The following is a 5,534-nucleotide window of genomic DNA, read 5'->3' as shown; positions in this document are numbered from 1 at the left end:
ATCAACGCCGTTTACGGTGTCGCCATCGGTGATTTGCTTCTGAAGCAGTATGGATTGTGGCTGGTTACGCACATCCATGATCTGAAAGATATTCACCTGTACAAAATGGGTGGCGATGAATTTGCGCTGTATTTCAGCTCTGTCGAATCGCTCCCCCAAATCAGGCATTTCTTCGATGAGTTGATTACCGCAACGACGAATTCAGCTTTCATGGTGGAAGGTGTGGAGATCGTGCTGACCATTACGGTGGGTGTGGCCCACGCGGCCGATGGTGGGTTGGCTCATGCGTCTGCCGCCATCAAGCAGGCCAAACTGAATCACCAGAGCATCGGCCTGTTCGACGATCTGGATTCGACGAAGGAGCAGGAAAATAACATTGCCTGGTACAAGCGAATCAGAGATGCCATCGAAACATCTCGGATCGTGCCTTACTTCCAGCCTATTGTGGATAACAAGACGCAAGCGGTGACCAAGTATGAAGCGCTGATCCGGTTGATCGATTTGGATGGTCTGGTCATCAGCCCCAACCAGTTTCTGGATGTTGCGAAGAAAACCAAACTCTATAGCCAATTGACTCGAACGATGATTGACAAGGTGCTGGAGGTATTCAAGGAAAGCGCAGTTCCGGTCAGCATCAATCTGTCGACCGAAGATTTGCTGAATCAGGAATTGTCGGATTACCTCGAACAACGTTTGACGGAAACCGGCATGGGGCGTCTGATCGTGTTTGAAATCCTTGAAAGTGAGGGCGTGAACAACTACGAGGCCGTTAGTGCATTCATCCATCGGTTCAAGGCAATGGGTTGTCTGTTCGCCATCGACGACTTTGGTTCCGGCTATTCCAACTTCGATCATCTGATCAAGTTGAACATGGATTTCCTGAAGATCGATGGCAGCCTGATCAGGACATTGCCGCATGACCGGAATACGCAGATTATTGTGCGGCACATCTGCGATTTTGCACATGAAATGGGTATTCGGACGGTGGCGGAGTTCGTGTCCAATGAAGCTATTTATCGTCAGGTCTGCGAGATCGGTATCGACGACTCGCAAGGGTACTATTTTTACGAGCCGCTTGAGCGGCCCTTATGAGTGCAGAGTCGCGTTCAGCAAACTAACTGGTGGCCAATAAATAGCCGTTCAGACTGACCACCACCACCACGGTGAGCCATCCGAGCCATCGGACCCAGGTCGGGTTGACGTAACCACGCATCAATTTTCGATCGCTGGTAAACAGCACCAGCGGAATCAGGGCCAGCGCGATACCAAACGAGAGCACGACCTGGCTGTACACCAGTACTTCGGTCACATTCAGACCCAAGGCGATGATGATGAATGACGGCGTCATGGTGATGGCACGCCTGAGGGTGACAGGAATACGGAAGCGCACAAAACCACTCATGATTTCCTGCCCGGCCAGTGTGCCGACAATCGTGGAAGCCAGCCCCGCAATCAGCAGACTGGCACCGAAAATCTGTGCGGCAAGCTCACCGAGTAACGGTCTCAATGTTTCGTAGGCGTTTTCGATATTGCCCGATTCTGCCGAAGGATTGCCATAAAACACCGCCGCCGCCATAGCGAGCATTGAGAGATTCACGAATCCTGCAATGGTCATGGCGAAGGCGACATCCCATTTGGTGCTGCGGAACATGGTCTTGCGGTGCAGCTTTCCGTATTTAACCAGATCTGCCTTGCTCAATGCCGAGTGCAGATAAATGACGTGCGGCATCACGGTTGCACCCAGAATTCCCGCGGCCAGAAACACACTGTCTCTGCCGTCGAAACCGGGAATGAGGGCGCCTTCCAGTACGGAAGCGGGATGGGGGTGGCTGAACAGCAACTCGACGACATAGATCAGGGCGACGGACAGCAGCATCCCGCCAATCACGATCTGCAGTGTCTTGACATTGCGTGTTTCCAGGCTCAGCACAGCCCAGCTGATGAGGGCAGTTATGACCGCGCCTTCAATCAGGGTGAAGCCAAACAAAAGCTTAAAGCCCAGTGCCGCCCCGATAAATTCGGCGATGTCGGTCGCCATAGCCAGAATTTCTGCCTGAATCCAGTACGGATAAACCGCCCAGCGCGGCAAGCGCTTGCCCAGTTGGGAGGCCAGCGATTCGCCGGTCGCCAGCCCTAGCTTTGCGGAAAGCATTTGGATCAGAGCCGCCATCAGATTGGCCCAGACGACGACCCACAGCAACAGATAACCGTAATCGGCACCGGCCTGAATGTTGGTGGCGTAATTGCCTGGGTCGATATAGCCGATCGCTGCCACAAAGGCGGGGCCCAAGAAAAGGATACGCGTGCGTTTGGACGAGCGGGGAAGGGATGCTTGAATCGACATGAGGGGCAGCTTATTAGTTTGAACTAAATTTCATATTAGTCTTAACTAACTTTTAGGGCAACCAGATTCATTCATAATCGAATGAAGAAGCTGACGCGTTGGTTTGCCTCAGGGAATCTCTGGTTTAGTCAGCTTCCTTAGGAGCTTGTCGGACTTAAATAAAATCGGCTGCAAATCCATCTGGACGGCTCGTAGTTCACCGCTTTTTTGGGCAATAGAGCCCACTCTTTCCCTGCAAAAGCGGCAAAATCTGCCCTCACCCAGCTCGATTTTCGCTACTTTTCCTAAAGTCCGACTGGCTCCTATCGTGTGCAAAATTATGAAATTGGTAACGGTTATCGAGCCAAGAAAAAGCAGGGGTTAAAAATACGGGTACAAATTGAAAAACGAGCACCCCAGCTAATGCCGCATTTCAGGCGATTACCGGCGATTTTTTCGAGTACAAATTCGGGTACAAATGCTTGCAAAAAAGCACAAAAAACGGCCGTCTTTCACAACACGAAACGAAGTGAAAAACGGCATAAGTGATTGTTTTTATGGTGTCCACGGAGGGAGTCGAACCCAAGACCTGCCCATTAGGATGGAACTGCCTCCATTAATTAATACATGCCTTTTAATGCTCTGATAGTTGCAGACTATACAAAAACTATACACTTGCTTTAACAACACACCACAACACGGCACCGCGTTTGTGAGAAGTTGACCAAAGAAAAAGGGGCGCGATGCTGCAAACATCCGCCCCCATGATGCGCAACCAAGAGGGGTTATGCATGGCAAGCATTGTACAGACACCAAACGACACATGGATGGTTGTGATTCGCCGCAAGGGTCACAAGCCCGTCACCAAGACAATCAAGCGCAAGACCGACGCGACCAAGTGGGCGCAACAGATCGAGGGTGCCATTGATCGAGGCGAATACTCACCCGACAGGCCAACGGCAAAAATCACCTTCAAGGAACTCGTCGATAAATTCAGCACTGCGCCTGATGGCCTGCTGTCTATGTCAAAAACAACGCAAGAAGTCATGCCCTACAACCTCGTGCAATGGGCAAAACATCTCGGGCACATGCGCCTCATGGACATTGACGCCGAAGCAATCGAGATTGCTATGGAGCAAGTCGCCACGCGCCGCCGAATCAGCGCGGCAGGCAAGGACATGGGCCAGATCAGCCCGTCCACACTCAAGCGCGACATATCCGCCCTTGGTGGCGTACTCAAGTGGGCAGTGAACAAGCGAATCATTGCAGAGAACCCCATGCGCAAAGTCGTGAAGCCCAAAATCAACGACGCCCGCGAACGGTATCTGACCGATGATGAACTTATCCGCTTGCTGGATGCCTGCGACCAGTCCGAGAGTGCGGAGCTTGGGATTGCCGTACGCTTGGCATTGTTCACCGGAATGCGCCAAGCCGACGTCATGGGGCTTGAATGGCCGCGCATCAATCTCGGAGACTTGCCGACCCGTTACACCGATGATTCAGGCCGTGCATTCGCCATCCCGCCGCGTCATGCGCTCGTCACCGTCACCAAGAATGGACACCCGCACCTTGCGCCAATCGAGGGCATGGCCTTTGATGCACTCAAAGCATGGAGCGCGAAACGTCGCACGTTCGACGGTAGCCGCTTGGTGTTCCAGGGCAGGCATAACAGTTACCAGCCGCTAGACTTGCGCCGACCGTGGGAAACAGCGCTACGCCGCGCCGGTATCGAAGGGTTCCGCTGGCATGACTTACGCCACACCTTCGCATCCATGATGCTGAAAACCGGCGCATCCCATATCGAGCTTGCCAAGCTGACCGGACACCGCGACCTGAAAAGCCTGATGCGCTACGCCCACATAAGCCCCGAACATTCATCCGGCCTTGTTGCCAAGATGCAGAATACCGTTTTGGGGAAGGTGAAAAAGTGATTGCGCTATCTGCTATCATTAATCCATGAACAGCAAACACCGCAAAACGCTGGAAGCCATTTTCACCGACCCTGTGAATGGCGCAATGGAGTGGGCACGCATTGAGGCCTTGTTGCGCGCGCTGGGGTGCAAGGTCATCGAGGGTTCTGGCTCGTCCGTCACCTTTGAGAAAGACAGCATCCGCGCCCACTTTCACCGCCCGCACCCGGACAAGGAAGCCCTGCGCTACCGCGTGCGTGCCGTTCGTGACTATCTGCAAACCTTGGGAGTCAAACCATGAACACCATGACCTACAAAGGCTACACCGCCCGCCTTGATTATGACGATGAAGATAAATTGATTGTTGGCCGCATCTTGGGCATTCGTGACATCGTGAGCTTTCATGGTGAAGCCGTCACCGAAGTGGAACACGCATTCCATGAAGCCGTTGATGACTATCTGGAAGCCTGTGCCAAGCTGGGGCAAGCACCCAACAAACCCGCCAGCGGCAAACTCATGCTACGCATCCCGCAAGAGGTACACCGCGCCGCCCTAATCGCCGCGCAAGCCTCAGGGAAAAGCCTCAACCAGTGGGCAGCGGAAACAATCAGTAAAGCCGCCACCCGATAAAAAACAAAACCCACCAACGGGTCAAACGCTGGCGGGTTTCTAACCACAACGCATAGGGAGGGCGTGCTCAAACCCCAAGTGCAATATTTTTTGAGGATCAATGTTGCATGGGAAAAATCTACAAACAGTTGAGTATTGAAGAGCGGGCGCTGATCCAAACGCAGCTGGCGATGGGGGTCAAGCCGGCGATCATTGCCATGGGACTGAATCGCTCGGCATCGACCATTTCCAGGGAGCTGCGTCGCAACGGCTGGAGACGACCGAAGACGCCGCGCGGCCCAGGGCGACCTTCCGTGACCGGCGGTTACTGCGCCGAAGCGGCTCATAAGCGCGCCCAAGCAAGCACGGTCAAACCCCGCGTCGAGCGCCGCCTGCGACCAGGAACCCCTTTGTGGGCGCATGTCATGCGCTATCTGAAGACGGGCTACTCGCCCGAGCAGATTGCTGGCACACTGGCACTTGTGCACGCTAACACCCCATCGTTGCAGGTTTCTCATGAAACCATCTACACCGCGATCTACGCCATGCCCCGCGGTGCGCTGCGCACGGAAGTGATTGGCTGGCTGCGTTTTGGCCATGCCAAACGCCGCCCCCGTGCGCGTGGTGAAGATCGACGCGGGAAGATACCCGACATGGTCAGCATTCATGAGCGCCCGCCTGAGATTGAAGAG

6 protein-coding genes are annotated in these 5,534 nt (G+C 53.9%); 5 read left to right on the top strand and 1 reads right to left on the bottom strand.

Annotation, left to right across the window (positions count from 1 at the left end; translation table 11 throughout):
* On the top strand, positions 1-1,092 hold a 1,092-nt coding region (locus M7R55_RS01495; RefSeq protein ID WP_298217858.1), incomplete at its 5' end, for a GGDEF domain-containing phosphodiesterase.
* Between the two features lie 22 nt (positions 1,093-1,114).
* Here M7R55_RS01495 and M7R55_RS01490 read toward each other — a convergent pair.
* Entirely contained in the window at positions 1,115-2,344 is a 1,230-nt protein-coding gene (locus M7R55_RS01490) for an Nramp family divalent metal transporter (RefSeq protein WP_298217856.1), read from the bottom strand.
* 770 nt (positions 2,345-3,114) lie between these two features.
* Between M7R55_RS01490 and M7R55_RS01485 the strand changes: the two genes are divergently transcribed.
* The 4 genes from M7R55_RS01485 to M7R55_RS01470 all read left to right on the top strand — a co-directional run.
* Complete coding sequence (locus M7R55_RS01485) at positions 3,115-4,254, top strand: site-specific integrase (RefSeq protein WP_298217854.1); 1,140 nt, start codon at positions 3,115-3,117, stop codon at positions 4,252-4,254.
* A gap of 25 nt (positions 4,255-4,279) precedes the next feature.
* The gene (locus M7R55_RS01480) at positions 4,280-4,534 is read left to right on the top strand and encodes a type II toxin-antitoxin system HicA family toxin (RefSeq protein ID WP_298217851.1); all 255 of its coding nucleotides are present in this window, start codon (positions 4,280-4,282) and stop codon (positions 4,532-4,534) included.
* Positions 4,531-4,863, top strand: a complete 333-nt coding sequence (locus M7R55_RS01475) for a type II toxin-antitoxin system HicB family antitoxin (protein ID WP_298217849.1) — start codon at positions 4,531-4,533, stop codon at positions 4,861-4,863. Before M7R55_RS01480 ends, M7R55_RS01475 begins: the two co-directional genes overlap by 4 nt.
* Positions 4,864-4,970: 107 nt before the next feature.
* Positions 4,971-5,534 (top strand): IS30 family transposase (locus M7R55_RS01470; protein WP_298217848.1); only part of this gene is annotated, 564 nt, incomplete at its 3' end.

Source organism: Halothiobacillus sp., assembly GCF_027346185.1.
GTDB lineage: Bacteria > Pseudomonadota > Gammaproteobacteria > Halothiobacillales > Halothiobacillaceae > Halothiobacillus.
Note: the sequence above shows the minus strand (reverse complement) of the source record. Positions and strands in the feature narration are given on the sequence as shown.